The sequence below is a fragment of the Chryseobacterium phocaeense genome, from assembly GCF_900169075.1.
Taxonomy (GTDB): Bacteria; Bacteroidota; Bacteroidia; order Flavobacteriales; family Weeksellaceae; genus Chryseobacterium; species Chryseobacterium phocaeense.
In genome coordinates this window covers 355,386-370,221 of the sequence record NZ_LT827014.1, presented here as the reverse complement: position 1 = coordinate 370,221, position 14,836 = coordinate 355,386, and the positions used below count along the sequence as shown (strand labels likewise).

The following is a 14,836-nucleotide window of genomic DNA, read 5'->3' as shown; positions in this document are numbered from 1 at the left end:
CTTTAAAAAAGTGTAACAAAAATCGCAACCTACGAACTAATTATTCAAATAATAAATTATGAAAAGAAAGATCTCCTTATTTATGATGCTCTTTTTTACGGTTCTTACATTCGCACAGAAAACAGTATCCGGGAAAATTACCGATGAAGATGGATCCCCTATCCCAAGTGCGAGTGTAACTATAGAGGAACCGGGAAAGGATGCTATCCTTGCGTACGGCATTACCAATTCCAAAGGAGAATATAAAGTAACCTTCACTTCTTCGGTACCTGCCGTAGACCTGAAAGTAAAAGCCTTCAATCAGAAACCTCTGATTCAGCAGATCAGCAACAGCGATCAGACCCTGACGTTTAAAATGCAGTCTGAGGCTACAGAAATCAAAGAAGTGCAGCTAAAAACCAAGATGATCACAGCCAGAGGGGATACCATTGCCTATGACCTTAAAGCTTTTGACAGTAAAAGTGACCGAACGCTTGCCGATGTCATGCGAAAAATCCCCGGTATTGAGGTGAATAAAGACGGAAGCATCCTGTATCAGGGAAATGCGATCAATAAATTTTATGTCAACGGAAAAGACCTGATGGAAGGAGGTTACGGAACCATCAATAATTCCCTTCCAAAAGATGCGGTACAGAAAGTAGAGGTTCTTGAAAACCACCAGCCGGTAAAAATACTTCAGGACAAGGTCCCTTCGGAGCAGGCGGCCATCAATATCAAACTGAAAAAATCCGTAACCATGACCGGAAGGGGTGAAGTAGGATCAGGATTTGGAGATCCATGGTTATGGAATGTGAAATTGACCCCGATGTTCTTCGGACAGAAAAGCCAGTGGGTAGTCAATTATAAAACAAACAATATGGGTGAGCAGGTGGAAAATGAGGGAAATATTCTCGCGTTCGGAAGCAGATATGAAGGAAGAAGAATTAATGCCTCCCAAAATGACTGGCTGAATGTGGAAAATGCAAGTACACCGAATCTGCCGGTAAAAAGATACCTGATGAACAACGTGCATTATCTTTCTGCCAATTACCTGACGAACATTGATAAAAAGAAAGAATGGGAGCTTAAAGCCAATGCCAATTATACCAATAATGCCGTTGAAAGAGAATCCTACAGCCAGACCGATTATTTTGGAGGAAGTTCCAACTACACGAATATTTTTAACAACTTCTATACGGATAAAGCAAAAGGAGAATTGATATTCACCAAGAACGCTAAAAAAGGATTCTTTAAAAATACAACAAGCTTTTCCCAATACTGGAATGCAGACAGAGGAATGGTTGACAGGATTGATGTGAAGGACGGAAAACTGAGACAAGCGGAAGAAGCTGTAGAATCTCCCACCACATCATTTCAGAACTCATTAAGTACCATCATCCCATGGAAAGAAAAAATGGTGAATCTGTTATCTTTTGTGAGTTACCAGACCGACAAACAGAACCTTGAGGTCTCACCGTCATCTTATCTTGGGATTCCTGGATTCACTCCCGGATCAGGAGATTTTGTCCGCCAGAATTTAAGACTTAAAACTTTGGAAGCCAATCATTCTGCCAATATTGGTTTTTCTAAAAAGAACTGGACCTTTACACCGGAAATTGGATTTAATTTTAAAACAACGGATCTGGTTACAGATCTGTACAATATCACCACAACAGGGGTGTCTCCTTCAGCGTATAGCAATGACTTAAGATATACCACAGCTACTCCTTATGGAAGCTTAGGGGTAAACTATAAGAGTGATGCCTGGATGTTATATGCCAATTTCCCTGTGAATTCGAACAATATTAAAGCGGAGGATCCATTGAGAAATGTATCGAAAACAGTCAATAAAGTTACTTTTGAACCGAGTGTTTTTGCACAGTACACGTTTGCCTCTTTCTGGAAAGCTTCGGTAAACGCGAATATTAATAACAACTTCGGGGAAATCAATACAGCGTATTCAGGATTCTTGATGACTTCTCCAAGCGGAATTAATGCAATGGATATCAACAATCCTATTCCTCAGAATAATAACAAATCTGCAGGGACAAGAATAGAATACAGAAACCCGCTGAATAATCTGTTCTTTAATATCAACTACAGATTTTCCGATGCTAAAAGAAACCTGATCGCTAATCCTACCATCAACGGACCGGGGTACAGCATCATGAAATATATAGAAAAGGATAACCACATTTTAAGTAATGGCTATAGTATGGAAGTCGGAAAATATTTCCCAAAACTTAAAACCAATGCTTCCCTTAGCTATAGCAACAATACAACAAAATCTGATGCATTCCTGAATAATGACGCTTACACCAACAAGAACATTGGCCAGTCTTATGGAATTAAACTGAACAACTCTTATTTCAGCTGGATGAGTATAGATTATAATGCAAGTATTTCCAGAACAAAGCAAACCAGTACCGGAGGTATTAACTCCAATGCTGTGAGAACAGGATTTACCCATAATCTGGCTGCATTCTTCTATCCTGTGGAAGACCACACCATTGGATTCAACTGGGATCAGGTGAATACCAATGCAGGAGATCAGAAATATCACAACGGCTTCTATGACGTTTCCTATCAGTTTACATGGGCTAAGAAGAAAATTGATTTCGAGCTTAAATGGATGAACATTGCCAATAAGAAGGTATTCGAAACCTATGATATCAATACGACCAACATAACCTATACAAGATATCAGCTCCGCCCAAGCCAAGTGATGTTTACCGTAAAATTCAACTTTAAATAAAATAAAAAAACCAATCCGCGGATTGGTTTTTTTATTTTAGGAATAATCTGTTTCTCTAAAAGCCCTGATGGTCTGCAGAAGGGCCATAGCTTCCGGGAAGCGGAATATCGTTTATTCTGTAATAAACCCCAAGCTGTGCGCGGTGATGCGTGATCTGGTTTAATGAATGGCGGATAGAGCCGTATTTGGTCCATTTGGCCAATTCATGACCATCGTTCTTTAACGCCCAGAAATCGTTAAGGTTCTCTTCCTTCGCATGATCAAGTGCCAGCTGTGAGTTTTTGTAATTTTCATCAAGCACCCCAAGAAGATCTTCTTTCGTAGAAAGATGCTTGGGCTGGAAATCCCCTTTGGCAAAATCAAGGTCGGAAGTTTTCAGCATCGTATCCGCCCACCCGAAGATCTCCGCAATGTGGGTCGCAAGATGCATCATTTTCATGCTTTTTTCGTGAGGAGCATAGTCGTTCAGTCCATCCGGATAGATTTCGAAAAACTTTCGGGTCGTCTGGTACTCCGTTTCAAGTTCATCTTTGAATTGTGATAAAGTGTCCATATTATTTTTGTTTTTTAGCACTTAAAGGTAAGCCTTTTACAAAAGAAAATGTTTTAAGAGAATCATAAATTAATCTGAATCCGGGAGAAGGATATAGTCGGGAAGTGTGAAGTACGAAGATGGAAGTTATAGTTGTTCAGGAAGAACTTTAACGGTATAAAAAAGTTTATCAAAACTCTGAGACAATATTTGATAGTAGTGGGGCTGGTAACTTCCAGTCTCCATCTCCCATCCTCTTAACGATTGAAATAAAATAGAATCCTGATCATCAGTAGTTTATAAACGAATAAATAAAATTTTGAAAAAAAACTGTAACATATTTCATCAATCAGGAACTAATTATATAAACAGTATTACAATGAAAAAACTATTTTCTGTATTCTTTATCGCCCTTTTTGCCTTTGCATCGGCGCAGGATTCTAAAGATTCAAAAGAAACAGCAAACCGTTTCTTTTACGAATTGACTTTTAAACCGAAAAAAGATTCTACCAAACTAGATAAAGTAATTACCATTCTTGATATTACAGACAAAAACAGATCTGTGTACCAGGATTATACGGTCATTGCACAGGATTCTATCATGAAAATTGAAATAGAAGCCATGCAGAAGGCGGGAATGATGAAAGACCTTTCAAAAACATTGAAAAGCCCGAAAATTTCTGCCAGAATCTACAAGTCGTATCCAGGTATGAAAGTTCAGTATGTAGATAAAATCGCAAACGGTTTTACCCCAAGCAATATTGGCTACAGCGAAGACCTGAAATTTAACTGGAATATCCTTAACGACAAGCAAAAGATAGGAGAATATAACACCCAAAAGGCAACCACTGAATTTGGAGGAAGAAAATGGACTGCATGGTTCAGTACAGACCTTCCGTTTCAGGATGGACCGTACAAATTCTTTGGACTTCCGGGGCTGATCGTGAAAATTGAAGATGACCAGAAGAACTATTCATGGGTGCTGCAGGGGAATAAAAAAGTAAAAGATTATACAGAATATTCTTATATCGAAAACCTGATGCAGGCAAAAGGAGGAAAAGTAAATGAACTTCCAAGAGAGAAATTCGAAAGAACATTCAATGATTTCAAAAAAGATCCTTTCGCTTCTATCAGACCCATGATGACGCAGGAAATGCTCTCTAAAACAGTTCCTGGAATGGATGGTACCGTAGGAGATATGGTTAAAAAACAGGAAAAACAATACAAAGACTTTTACAGTGCCAATGACAACCCGATAGAAATTTCGGCAGAAACCAGTCAGGACAAAAAGAAAAAATAAGCATTCATATCTACTAAATTATATTCAGAATCAACCCGGATACAGACATGTATTCGGGTTGATTTCTTTCATACCTGTTGTTATTTAGATTAAATTTAAATAGCGTATATTTGCGTTTACAAAAAAAAGCAGGCTTTGAAAGAGAAGGACTTACATAAATTAAGCGGATTCCCAAAAAACAAAATGGGGAAAATTTTGGGTTATGATAATGATCACCTTAAAATGCCCAATAAGATTATTGAAATGGGGCTTCTGCCGGAAACCATTTTCAGGATCTTATACCAGGCCCCGTTCAATGGTCCTATGTATGTAGAGTTTGGGGAGGAAAAAAGCCGCATTGCTTTACGTGAAGAAGAAGGAAATTATATCATTGTTGAAGAATTGAATTAATGCAGGAAAATAAGAAAAAACAGGTCCTTTTAGTCGGAAATCCTAATGTAGGAAAGTCTACGGTTTTCAATGCACTGTGCAACAAAAAGCAGAAAACCGGAAATTATGCAGGAGTTACCGTTGCCAGCCATTCCGGGAATTATACCTATAAGAACGAAGAGGTTGAGGTGATCGATCTTCCGGGTTCATACAGCGTATACCCAAGCTCTGAGGATGAAGCTATTTTTTCTAAATTTCTTATTGACGAACAAAAAAATTATGCCGGCGTCATCTATATTCTGGAAGCTCTCAGTTTAAAGAGAGGATTGCTTTTGTTTCAGCAGATACAGGATCTGGGAGTTCCAATGATTCTGGTGGTGAACCAGATCGACCAGGCAGAAAGACGCGGAATCACTATTGATATTCAGAAGTTTTCTGATGCCTTGGGAATTCAGATCATTCAAACCAATGCCAAAGAGCATGTGGGAATAGATCAGATCAAAGAAGCTGTCCTCAAGAACAGTTTTGTGAAGGCAGACAAAAACTCTTTCGAAACTCCGAACGAACATAAAGATTTTATTCAGAAATTGGCGGCCCATAAAGGTCTGGACAATGAATATAAAGCCTGGATGAGCCTTTCTCTGGGAACAGACCTGGGAAGGATAGAATCCATTAAGGATATGATGAATGAACCGGATTCCAAAAGTCTGGTTCCCAAAAGACTTCAGGTGCAGGAAACCGTAAGAAGATACCAGAAAGTAGATAAAATACTGGCAGATGTGATCTCTAAAAAAGCCCAGTTTAAGGAACTTCTGACCGAAAAGCTGGACAAAGTCCTGGTTCACAAATTCTGGGGCTACGTGGTGTTCCTGGCTATTCTACTGGTTATTTTCCAGAGTGTATTCTTCCTGGCAGAATATCCGATGACCTGGATTGAAGACCTTTTCTCATGGCTGGCAGCATTTACTGCGGAACATTTGCCGGAAGGACCCATCAATTCTTTGATCTCGAATGGAATTGTTCCCGGTGTCGGGGGAATTGTAGTCTTTGCACCGCAGATCGGGATTTTATTATATTTCCTTTATTTATTGGAGGATTCAGGATATATGGCAAGGGTTGTTTTCCTCATGGACAGGCTGCTGCGCCCGTTCGGACTGAATGGAAAAAGTATTGTGCCGCTGGTATCAGGAACGGCCTGTGCTATTCCAGCCGTGATTTCCACAAGAAATATTGAGAACTTAAGAGAAAGGCTTCTGACGATACTTGTAACCCCTTTTATGACCTGCTCGGCAAGGCTTCCGGTGTACAGCATCATTATCGGGCTTATTATTTCAGAAGGAACCTTCCTTGGAATTAAATATAAAGCACTGGTGCTGATGGGAATGTATCTTCTCGGTTTCCTTGTCGCATTATTTTCAGCAGCTATTCTGAAAAGATTTATCAAAAATGAAGGAAAAACCTATCTGGTAATGGACCTTCCAACCTATAAAAAGCCGCTTTTCGGATATGATCTGAAGATGGTTCTGGGGAAAGTCTGGGATTTCATTACAGGAGCAGGAAAGATTATTTTTATCGTAAGTATCATCATCTGGTTTCTGAGCTATTTCGGGCCTAAACAGAACCCGGATCAGTTTGTAGCTACCAATGTGGAGCTGGATCATTCTTATCTCGCTAAGATGGGTAAAGGAATAGAGCCTCTTATCGAACCTCTGGGTTACGATTGGAAAATGGGAGTGGGAATCCTAACCAGCTTTGTGGCGAGAGAAGTTTTTGTAGGAACCATGTCTACCCTGTACAGCCTGGAAGATGATGCTCCGGAAGTGAAAGTGATTGACAAAATGAGAAGAGATGTGAAGCCCAACGGTGAAAAGGTGTTCAGCTTTGCTACCGGGATTTCAGTACTTTTATTTTACGCATTTGCAATGCAGTGTGTTTCCACACTGGCAGTAGTCTACAGAGAAACCAAAAGCTGGAAATGGACCGGCTTTCAGGTAGTAATGATGACCGGTTTGGCATATTTTGTGTCGTTGATAGCTTATCAGATTTTAAAATAATGGATACTTCATTGATTTTTCAGTACGTCATCATTGTGCTGATCGTTGCATTTGCCTGCTACTCTTTGTTTAAAGTGCTCAGGAAGAATTTTGCACCGAAAAAATTCAGTTCGAAAAGAACCAACTGCGACAAAGATTGCGGCTGCTCATGATCCTTTTTTAGGCTTATAATTGGAAAAATTGTAGTAATTTCATCCCTGAAAACTAAAACTACTTCAATTGAGACCGAAATCCGCCATCGTCTTTTTGTGTTCTCTTACAGCCGTTCTGGTAAAAGCCCAGACTGATTCCGCCAAAATCAAATCTTACGCAGATCAGGTTATGGTCCGGGTGAATCTGGATACCAATATTGAAAATTATATATATACAGAAGGCCCGGAAGACAAACCACTGGAAACCATTTTTACCATCAACAACAAAACCAGGGCTTCTTTTTCTATAGATTACAGGATCATAAGTGCCACCCTTTCATTTACTCCGAGCTTTCTTCCGGGGAATAATGACGATGCACTGAAGGGCAGCAGTTCTTACACAGACCTGAGATTCCGTTTTTTTCCTAAAAAATTTATCCAGACCGTTTACTACAAAAATGTAAAAGGGTTTTATGTGGAAAATATGAGCGAACTCTATCCGGGCTGGAGAGAGGGAATAGATCCGTATCTTCAGTTTCCTGATCTCAGGATACAAAGTTTCGGTGGATCTACCGCTTATGTGCTGAAAGATAATTTCTCCCTCAAAAGTATTTACACCCAGGGGGAGTGGCAGAAACAAAGCCGGGGAAGTTGGGTGCCAATTTTAGATTATGACCTTTCCATATTCAGGGATATGCTGAACGGACAGAAAAGCAAGGAAACCCAATACAGTTTCGCAGGTAGCATGGGCTATTTTTACAATTGGGTAATTGGTGCCAAAAAGAGAGTAAATATTGCTCCCAATGTATCGCTGGGAGTTGGAGGACTGTTTTCCAGCAGCTGGGATATTAGCAGGGATGGTTCAAAAATGAACAAAGAAAATACTCAGTATTTCACCTTCAGGTTTACAACAGGACTTCACATCGGATATAATACAGACAGGATTCTGTTTGGAGGAAAATTCAACGTCAATGCCACCACCTATAACGAAACAAGAAACCAGACGGTCCAGAATAACAATATCTACGGGCTGCTTTATATAGGCTACCGTTTTCCGCCTCCAAAAGTGGTGGAAAGGAATTATGACAGGGTGCAGAAAAAAATTCCCATATTGTAAAAGTAGGGAAGCCTGAGGTGGGAAGAGGGAAGATATTGTCGTTGTAAAAAGGCATATTCTATATCTTTTATAACCTTGATTGATCAATTAATTTACAATAACCAGAAGAAATAATCAGACTGATAGTAACTTCCATCTCCATTCTTCCATCTTCCGGACTTCGCCTTAATTTCCTAAAGCCCGCATCAGGGTATAAAGTCTTTTAAGTATCTTTGCCCGGAATACAACCAATTTAAAATATAGTATAGAATGTCGTTAATTAAATCAATTTCCGGGATCAGAGGAACTATCGGGGGAAAAGTAAATGATAACCTGACCCCTCTGGATGTGGTGAAATTCGCATCCGCATTTGGAACCTGGCTACAGAATACACAAAATAAAAAGAATTTAACCCTTGTTATAGGAAGAGATGCCAGAATTTCAGGCGAAATGGTATCTTCTCTGGTTACCGCTACTTTACAGGGACTGGGAATTAATGTAGTAGATTTAGGACTTTCCACAACTCCAACCGTGGAAGTGATGGTTCCGGAACTCAACGCAGACGGAGGAATTATCCTTACTGCTTCTCACAATCCAAAACAGTGGAATGCTCTGAAATTATTGAATGGTAAAGGAGAATTTATCAATGGAGAGGACGGGGCAAAAGTATTGGCTCTTGCTGAAAGTGAAGACTTCAACTACGCAGAGGTTGATGATCTTGGAACATATGAAACCAGAAATGACGCATTCGATATTCATATTCAGCAGATTCTTGACCTGCCGATGGTGGATGTGGATGCCATTAAAGCTAAAAAATTTAAAGTGGTTCTGGATGCGGTAAATTCTACAGGAGGAATCGCAATTCCGATGCTTCTGGATAAACTAGGCTGCGAAACCGTAAAATTATACTGTGAACCGAACGGACACTTCCCGCACAACCCTGAGCCTTTAAAAGAGCATCTGGGTGATATCTGTGAACTGGTGAAAAAAGAAAATGCAGACCTGGGAATCGTGGTAGATCCGGATGTGGACAGACTGGCCCTGATTGACGAGAAAGGAGAAATGTTCGGGGAAGAATATACACTGGTTGCCGTGGCAGATTATCTGTTAAAGCATAAAAAAGGAGCGGCAGTTTCCAATCTCTCCTCAAGCCGTGCCCTGAGAGATGTGGCACAGAGCCATGGTTCAGAGTATTTTGCAAGCGCTGTAGGAGAGGTGAATGTGGTAAATTTAATGAAAGAGAAAAATGTAGTGATCGGAGGGGAAGGAAACGGAGGAATCATCTATCCTGACCTTCACTACGGAAGAGATTCTTTAGTAGGGGCTGCCCTGTTTTTAACGCATCTGGCCAAAGAAAACAAAACCGTATCCGAATTAAGAGCCGGATATCCGGAATACTTTATGGGAAAAAAGAAAATAGAACTCACTCCCGAGATTGATGTGGATGCTATTTTAGCCAGAATGGAACAGGAATACCGGAGCGAGCAGGTTTCTACCGTTGATGGAGTGAAAATAGATTTTGAAAAGAACTGGGTCCACCTTAGAAAATCCAATACGGAGCCCATCATCAGGATCTATACCGAAGCCCATTCACAGGAAGAAGCAGATCAGCTTGGAGACGATATCATCGCAAAAATTAAAAGCTTAATCTAAATATATAGGAACGGAACAGAAATGCTCCGTTCTTTTTTTGTGAAATAAAGATGAATGAATTTTAACATAAAAATAATAAAGAAACAGAACCGTTCAGGAATGATGAATTTCCGGCTTAAAAAGACTTATCATAACAATTTAACCACAATTCCGGGTTTTTATCCACAATTCTTTTATCTGTTTTCTTTTTTTACTATCTTTAATATAGAAAATTATGAAAAATTAATTCAAAAAAAAGTTGCAACTTTGCATAAACATTTGAATTTCAGTTTCAGAAGTTATTATTAATTAAAAAGTTTGCCGGGGTTTGTAAAGCATATTCAGACATCAGGCTGACAGAGAAGACACTATTGGAAGAGTATTTTGGAAATGAACTTGTAAAAAAGTTCGAGGAAATGATGGAAAATAATGATGAATTCTACTTCGATACCGAAGAGCTGGAAGACATTATTGTTTATTATCTGGAGCTGGGAGATTTTAACTACGCAGACAATGCTGTTAATTATGGCCTGAAGCTCCATCCCAATTCACTGGATATCAAAATCAAAAGACTTGAAATCCTGCTGGAATGGGAAGACTATAATACCGCAAAAGAACTCATAGACGAACTCAAAGGTTCATCCATGGAAAACACAGACTTTCTGGTCTGCTATGCGAAGTATTATTCGAACCTGGGAAACCCCAGAAAAGCCATTGACATCTGCAAAAAAGCCCTGGAACTGAAAGAAGAAGAAAACTTCCTTCACAACTTTATTGCGGACGAATTTGTCAACCTGGGAGACCCATTTAACGCTCTTAAACACTACAGAAAAGCCCTGAAAGAAGATCCTACAGACGAATATTCACTGGAAAACTGTATGATATGCTTCAGCGATCTGAATAAGAGCGAGGAGGCTATTGCCTTTCTTAATGAATACCTGGATGAATTTGCCTACTCCGAAACCGCATGGTTTGAGTATGGACAGTTTTATTTCAACAGAAAGAATTTTGAAGAAGCCATCAAAGGATATGACTATCTTTTGGCCATCAATTCAAAATCAGTAGGCGTATATGCCAATAAAGCGGCCTGTTATGAAGCCCTGGGCCAATATCAGAAGGCGGTGGAAGTATATGAGGAAATGCTGGAGCTGGAATATACCAAAGCATTTACATTTTATAAAATAGGATTATGCTATAAAGCGCAGAAACAGTCGATTATGGCACTCAATTCATTCCAGAAATCGCTGCGGGAAGATCCTCAGTTTTATCTGGCCATGATGGAGCAGTCTTATCTGTATGAAGAAATGGGAGGTATGAAAGAGGCCCTGCATTTTGCAAAAGAAGCCACCCAGCTGAATGACAGCAATCTTGACTATCAGAAAAGACTGGCGTTTCTCTTCATAGATTCAGGGAAATTTGAAGAAAGCTTAGGCTGCCTGAAAAAGCTGGTAGATGCTGAACCTTCAAGATTTTATAACTGGTATGCCTACTCGGAAGTATTGATGCTTCTCGGGGAATATGAAGAAGCGGTGACTATTCTGGATAAAGCCATTAAGGTACACGACAGGGCGGAGCTGTATTATCAGCTGAGCAATTGCTATTTTAACCTGAGAAACCAGGAAAAAGGAACCGAATCCCTTCAGAAAGCCTTAAGTATTGATTCATCACTGGCCACAGATATGCAGAAAAAGTATCCGTTCATTAAAGATGAGGTGAAAAAAGTCAAAGCAAAAGTGAAAAAGAAGAATTCTTAAGGAGCTGGAAGAGGGAAGCTGGAAGAACGAAGTTTCCAGAAAGTCTTACAATCGAAGATTAGTCTTAACTTTCCTTATCCTCTTAAAAATTCTTAATGGTTTTAAAATAATTAACAATCATAATAATAAATCCTGCAGCCATGCAGGATTTTATTTTTAAGCTCAAAGCATATTTATTTTGACACAAAGTCTAACTTTGATCCCGGAAATTTTAAGGAGGCAAAGAAGAAATTTCATTGATTTGATGAGGTGTCTGTTTTTTCCATAAGCTTAGTAACGGCTAAGCCGTACCTTTGCTGCCTCCAATAAAAGGTTTTTTCAATAAAACTTTGCGTCAAAAAAAGAATAAGAAAGAAGTTTCAGAAAGTCTTACAATCAAAGATTCATCTTAACTTTTCTTATCCCCTTAAAAATTCTTAATGGTTTAAATAATTATGCAGGATTTTTATTTTAACCTCAAAAAAAAGGGTTTATTTTTTAACAGCGTTCGGTTTAGATCTCAAAAAGATCAGCCCGCCGATTATAACAGCCGCCCCCACAAACTGCATAATGCTCAGTTTTTCACCATCCAGAAAGCCCCAGATAATAGCCACAATCGGCATCAAAAGGGTTACGGTAGAAGCGAATAAAGGAGTAGAGACCTTCAGAAGCCTGTAATTTAGCGTCATCGCCAGCCCCGTTCCGAAAATTGATAAAAGGCTTACAAACATCAGTCCCATCATATGGTCTTCATTAAAACTGAAGGTTGAAAAAAAACCGGTAAAAGCCAAAGAGATAATAGACGGGAGAAACAGGACAAAAGAAAATACAAACGCGGATAAAATGGTAGAGGAAACTCCCATCAGCTTTGATTTTACGGTGGTGGTACTCACGGCATAGCATAATGTGGCCAGTAACAGAAGCAGGATCGGGATCAGCTTGAATTTTCCTCCTTCACCGTCGCCCCCGAAAGCCAGCAGGCAGACCCCTGCAAAGCTGATCATCGTTCCAATGATCTGTTTCTTTGTTGTATCAAATTTCCAGACCAGCGCCCCCACAATAATCACGAAAATAGGCATCATAGAGTTAATGATTCCCGCAATACTGCTGCTCACTTCGGTTTCCGCAATTGGAAACAGGAACATAGGAATGAAATTTCCTGTAAAAGCAGCCAGGATAAGCCACTTCAGGTGTTCTTTCGGAAACAGTTTATATTTTGAAATGGCAACCGGCATCAGAATAATTCCGGCAATCAAAACCCGGAGGGCTCCCACCTGATAGGGATTAAAATGCTCCAGCGATTTTTTGATTAAAATAAATGAAGATCCCCAAATTACAGTCAGGACAATCAGGAGGATCCATTTTTCTTTATCTGCGTTCATTGTTTTGGTGTAAGATTTTTAAAAATTCTTTTTTAGGAATCATTTTTGCCCCTAGGCTTTCAAGATGCTCCGTATGCGACTGGCAGTCAATAAGATTCAGGTTTTCTCTGTTGGTTTCCACGAAATGAATAAAACCTGCTTTGGAAGCATTGCTCACTTTTGCAAACATGCTTTCGCCGCAGAATACATTCCCGATCATCAGCCCATAAAAACCGCCGACCAGTTCACCGTTCTGCCATACTTCAATACTTTTGGCCAGACCGTATTCGTGAAGCCTGATAAAAGATTCCATGAGTTCATCGGAAAGCCACGTTCCCGTCTGTCCTTTTCTGCTGGTCTGCTGACAGTTCAGGATCACTTCCCTAAAGCTTTTGTTCTCTGAAAAAGTGAAAATTCCTTTATTCAGAATTTTACGCATCGATTTTGAAACTTTCAGCTCATCAGGAAACAGAACAAATCTGGGGTCCGGTGACCACCATAATATTTCTTCTCCGGGATTAAACCACGGAAAAATACCCAGCTGATAAGCGAACCAGATCCGTTCTACAGACAGATCGCCTCCGAATGCAATCAGACCGTCATGCCCATCGTAAAGCTCAGGATCGGGAAATGAAATCTCGTTTTCGTCTAATCGGACCATTTTTTGAAAAAAAATCCCACTTGAATAAGCAGGATTTATATTTGATCTTATTGTTTAATTAGAAAGGCAAATCATCATCATCGTCACCCGCAAAAGGATTTTCATTGGAAACCGGTGATGCAGATTGGGAAGGAGAAGCCTGTGTAGGCTCAGATGCCATATCTGAAACTTTTTCTATTCTCCATCCTGTAATAGAGTTAAAATATTTGGTTTCGCCCTGTGGAGACACCCATTCTCTTCCTCTGATGTTGATGCCTACTTTTACCGTTTCACCTTCTTTAAGATTATCTAATAAACTGATTTTATCAGACAAAAATTCTATGTTTATAGGCTGTGGATACTGTTCCTGAGTTAGAATAACCATTTCTCTTTTTTGAAAGCCGCTTGCAAATGTCTGAGCATCAAAAAGTTTCTTTACCGTTCCTTGTAATTCCATATTGTAATTATTAACGTTGTAAAAGTAAGAAAATGAAATGTAATATCAGGGCGGGCGGAAAAAAAATGTGACAATTTTAATTTTTTTCTCTGAAAAGTTTGGAGAGAAGGGAAAAAGTCCTATATTTGCACTCACAAAAACGAAGCGAGATCTTTAAAATAAACAAACCAGCGGATGTGGTGTAATTGGTAGCCACGCCAGACTTAGGATCTGGTGCCGTGAGGCGTGGGGGTTCGAGTCCCTTCATCCGCACTATGCGAAAATAGCTCAGCTGGTAGAGCACAACCTTGCCAAGGTTGGGGTCGCGGGTTCGAATCCCGTTTTTCGCTCCACACCATGCCCTGGTGGTGGAACTGGTAGACACGCAGGACTTAAAATCCTGTGTCCGTAAGGACGTACGGGTTCAAGTCCCGTCTGGGGTACTAAAACTCTCTGTTTTTTAAATAGAGAGTTTTTTAGTTTAAAAGGTTTAAATTTGTTTATTAAGGCATGTTTGCTGAGATTTATTTTGTTTTCCGGCGAAAAGTTATATATTTGTAGCCACAAAAAGAAAACAGTTCTTTTATTAAAATTCTGCGGATGTGGTGTAATTGGTAGCCACGCCAGACTTAGGATCTGGTGCCGCGAGGCGTGGGGGTTCGAGTCCCTTCATCCGCACTTTGCGAAAAAAACTCTCTATTGAATTCAATGGAGAGTTTTTTGTTTTATGCCTGGAAATCATCGGTTATTTTCCAAACAGTATAAAAGAAACAAGCAATGTTATTTAATTATATTACCTCGTGGCTAGCGCACGAGGT

11 protein-coding genes and 4 tRNA genes are annotated in these 14,836 nt (G+C 39.7%); 11 read left to right on the top strand and 4 right to left on the bottom strand.

All coding sequences use genetic code 11. From position 1 onward, the window contains the following. The first annotated feature begins 58 nt into the window (after positions 1-58). On the top strand, positions 59-2,734 hold the full coding sequence (locus B7E04_RS03125; protein WP_080777330.1) for a carboxypeptidase-like regulatory domain-containing protein: 2,676 nt from the start codon (positions 59-61) through the stop codon (positions 2,732-2,734). 55 nt (positions 2,735-2,789) lie between these two features. On the opposite strand, the gene B7E04_RS03120 is transcribed toward B7E04_RS03125, so the two are convergent. Next, the gene (locus B7E04_RS03120; protein WP_080777329.1) at positions 2,790-3,287 is read right to left on the bottom strand and encodes a DinB family protein; all 498 of its coding nucleotides are present in this window, start codon (positions 3,285-3,287) and stop codon (positions 2,790-2,792) included. A 358-nt stretch (positions 3,288-3,645) separates the two neighbouring features. On the opposite strand from B7E04_RS03120, the gene B7E04_RS03115 reads away from it, so the two are divergent. From B7E04_RS03115 to B7E04_RS03085, 6 genes are all read left to right on the top strand, one after another. Next, positions 3,646-4,566 carry a GLPGLI family protein gene (locus B7E04_RS03115; protein ID WP_080777328.1) on the top strand — a complete coding sequence of 307 codons (921 nt, stop codon included), beginning with the start codon at positions 3,646-3,648 and terminating at the stop codon, positions 4,564-4,566. Between the two features lie 135 nt (positions 4,567-4,701). Next, on the top strand, positions 4,702-4,956 hold the full coding sequence (locus tag B7E04_RS03110) for a FeoA family protein (RefSeq protein WP_076507832.1): 255 nt from the start codon (positions 4,702-4,704) through the stop codon (positions 4,954-4,956). Next, positions 4,956-6,989 carry a ferrous iron transport protein B gene (gene feoB, locus B7E04_RS03105; protein ID WP_080777327.1) on the top strand — a complete coding sequence of 678 codons (2,034 nt, stop codon included), beginning with the start codon at positions 4,956-4,958 and terminating at the stop codon, positions 6,987-6,989. The genes B7E04_RS03110 and feoB overlap by 1 nt, the downstream gene beginning before the upstream one ends. Positions 6,990-7,208: 219 nt before the next feature. Continuing rightward, positions 7,209-8,237, top strand: coding sequence for a DUF4421 family protein (locus B7E04_RS03100; protein WP_139785324.1), 1,029 nt, complete (start codon positions 7,209-7,211; stop codon positions 8,235-8,237). Between the two features lie 249 nt (positions 8,238-8,486). Continuing rightward, entirely contained in the window at positions 8,487-9,869 is a 1,383-nt protein-coding gene (glmM, locus tag B7E04_RS03095; protein WP_080777325.1) for a phosphoglucosamine mutase, read from the top strand. A gap of 350 nt (positions 9,870-10,219) precedes the next feature. Next, entirely contained in the window at positions 10,220-11,602 is a 1,383-nt protein-coding gene (locus B7E04_RS03085) for a tetratricopeptide repeat protein (protein ID WP_080777323.1), read from the top strand. 470 nt (positions 11,603-12,072) lie between these two features. Here B7E04_RS03085 and B7E04_RS03080 read toward each other — a convergent pair whose 3' ends face one another. Genes B7E04_RS03080 through B7E04_RS03070 form a run of 3 tightly spaced genes read right to left on the bottom strand, consistent with a single transcriptional unit; the run spans position 12,073 to position 14,039 of the window. After that, positions 12,073-12,963: a DMT family transporter gene (locus tag B7E04_RS03080; protein ID WP_080777322.1), complete on the bottom strand. Its 891-nt coding sequence runs from the start codon at positions 12,961-12,963 to the stop codon at positions 12,073-12,075. Continuing rightward, on the bottom strand, positions 12,950-13,603 hold the full coding sequence (gene aat, locus B7E04_RS03075; RefSeq protein ID WP_080777321.1) for a leucyl/phenylalanyl-tRNA--protein transferase: 654 nt from the start codon (positions 13,601-13,603) through the stop codon (positions 12,950-12,952). Before aat ends, B7E04_RS03080 begins: the two co-directional genes overlap by 14 nt. Before the next feature lie 58 nt (positions 13,604-13,661). Further along, a complete protein-coding gene (locus B7E04_RS03070) occupies positions 13,662-14,039 on the bottom strand; it encodes a DUF3127 domain-containing protein (RefSeq protein WP_062651869.1) in 378 nt (125 codons plus the stop codon). A 170-nt stretch (positions 14,040-14,209) separates the two neighbouring features. On the opposite strand from B7E04_RS03070, the gene B7E04_RS03065 reads away from it, so the two are divergent. The 4 genes from B7E04_RS03065 (at position 14,210) to B7E04_RS03050 (ending at position 14,696) form a co-directional block, all read left to right on the top strand. Further along, positions 14,210-14,291 (top strand) — tRNA-Leu (locus tag B7E04_RS03065). Between the two features lie 4 nt (positions 14,292-14,295). Further along, a tRNA-Gly gene (locus B7E04_RS03060) sits at positions 14,296-14,371 on the top strand. Positions 14,372-14,377: 6 nt separating this feature from the next. Continuing rightward, positions 14,378-14,461 (top strand) — tRNA-Leu (locus B7E04_RS03055). A 153-nt stretch (positions 14,462-14,614) separates the two neighbouring features. Then, positions 14,615-14,696: transfer RNA gene (locus B7E04_RS03050), tRNA-Leu, on the top strand. Positions 14,697-14,836: the final 140 nt, after the last annotated feature.

What these genes read in the sequence shown, in the direction of transcription:
- aat (WP_080777321.1), bottom strand. Translation starts at nt 13,603, where the DNA reads ATGGTCCGATTAGACGAAAACGAGATTTCATTTCCCGATCCTGAGCTT.
- B7E04_RS03115 (WP_080777328.1), top strand. Translation starts at nt 3,646, where the DNA reads ATGAAAAAACTATTTTCTGTATTCTTTATCGCCCTTTTTGCCTTTGCA.
- B7E04_RS03080 (WP_080777322.1), bottom strand. Translation starts at nt 12,963, where the DNA reads ATGAACGCAGATAAAGAAAAATGGATCCTCCTGATTGTCCTGACTGTA.
- B7E04_RS03070 (WP_062651869.1), bottom strand. Translation starts at nt 14,039, where the DNA reads ATGGAATTACAAGGAACGGTAAAGAAACTTTTTGATGCTCAGACATTT.
- B7E04_RS03120 (WP_080777329.1), bottom strand. Translation starts at nt 3,287, where the DNA reads ATGGACACTTTATCACAATTCAAAGATGAACTTGAAACGGAGTACCAG.
- glmM (WP_080777325.1), top strand. Translation starts at nt 8,487, where the DNA reads ATGTCGTTAATTAAATCAATTTCCGGGATCAGAGGAACTATCGGGGGA.
- feoB (WP_080777327.1), top strand. Translation starts at nt 4,956, where the DNA reads ATGCAGGAAAATAAGAAAAAACAGGTCCTTTTAGTCGGAAATCCTAAT.
- B7E04_RS03125 (WP_080777330.1), top strand. Translation starts at nt 59, where the DNA reads ATGAAAAGAAAGATCTCCTTATTTATGATGCTCTTTTTTACGGTTCTT.